Annotated in this window: 1 protein-coding gene and 1 pseudogene; one reads left to right on the forward strand and one right to left on the reverse strand. The window is 60.2% G+C overall.

Annotated elements, in window-relative coordinates:
• Window positions 1–410 precede the first annotated feature (410 nt).
• Window positions 411–545, reverse strand: coding sequence for a hypothetical protein (locus AWB78_RS49535; RefSeq protein WP_269768988.1), 135 nt, complete (start codon window positions 543–545; stop codon window positions 411–413).
• Window positions 546–929: 384 nt separating this feature from the next.
• On the opposite strand from AWB78_RS49535, the pseudogene AWB78_RS42605 reads away from it, so the two are divergent.
• Window positions 930–1,300: pseudogene (locus tag AWB78_RS42605) on the forward strand (IS110 family RNA-guided transposase); the annotation flags it as partial.

Genomic DNA, 1,300 nt, shown 5'->3' on the forward strand with positions numbered 1-1,300 from the left:
GCAGGCGAAAGGACGATTATTGGCCTCTGGGGGACCCTTCCAGAAGGCGCCGCACTTTAACACGAAGTCCGTCGGCAACCAAAGCGTCAGTCACGCGCGTGAACGCGTGGCAGGTGGGGGCAGGGGTTGGCGCGCCGACTAGCTAAGCCGGCAACCACTGAATCTCCGGACATTGATCGCAATCTAATGGTGAAGTAGTCGCCCTGCGAAATTCAATCCTGAAATGAATCTAAGTTTGCGTTAAGGGTTGTCGGTCAACGTTTTTCGAAATTGACGCGTTGACGTAAGGAGTACAACAACGCTAACGGCCGTCGAGGAAGTGCTGAGCGAGCGTGAGCCACGAAAATCGATGGACTGTTTTGTAGCATAATGAGGGACGGGCGGCGAAGTAAAACGGGGACCGTGCTGTCTCAGAACGGCTCGTCGAGAGTCTCGTGCGACAGCTGGGTTGGCCTCTGGTACCAGGGCTCACGGTAGCGGCGAATCTGGGTGGCGTAGGCGCAGCTGAACCAGAGATAGAAGTCCTCGAGGAAGAACGGCATCATGTAGGCGCCTCGTCTGAAGCGATGCTCGCCACGGCAATGGAATTTGCGAGCACTCAGTCGATGACGCTTGAGTAAATCGCACGATGGATTGAAGCTGTGCATGGCGAGCCCGTGCGTACTGGGAAACCTTGCCGAACTCCCTTCGGCGCGAAGGCTTCTCCTTCAAGCGCAGCCGCTCTGCGCTCAAAAAAAGAGCGCGCGTGATCAGGAAGACTTCGAGATGAAGTCTGCCACGCCGGGCGAACCGTTCTTCATTTGCGTGCTGATCCGGTGGCGCTGGACGCCTTGGGTCCGCGATGAGCTAGATCCTATGCAGCGTGAGAGTCGTCGAGGCCCCAAGCCGTAAGATTGGCGTGGCCAAGCCTTGCTCAATGGAGGGGCATCATGGACGCACATCACGTTACCGAACCCCATGCTGAAGACGTCATACTGGCGGTATCGCTCGAACTCGCGGCCAGGAAGTGGAAGGTCGCGCTCCACGATGGCCGGCGCGAGCGGCCCGCCGTCCATACGGTCGAGCAGCCGCAGGCCGCCGCCCGCCTGCAGGCCGTGCTCGGCCTGATCGAGGCCCACAAGGAGAAGTGGTTACTGCCCACCGGCGTGCGCGTCGTCGTGAGCTACGAGGCCGGCCAGGACGCGTTCTGGATCTGTCGCGCGCTGCAGGCGCACGGCATCGAGTGCTACGTCATCGATGCGGCCAGCATCCCGGTAGAACGTCACAAGCGGCGCGCGAAGACGGACCGGCTCGATGTAAC

It is taken from the genome of Caballeronia calidae, from assembly GCF_900044055.2.
Taxonomy (GTDB): Bacteria; Pseudomonadota; Gammaproteobacteria; order Burkholderiales; family Burkholderiaceae; genus Caballeronia; species Caballeronia calidae.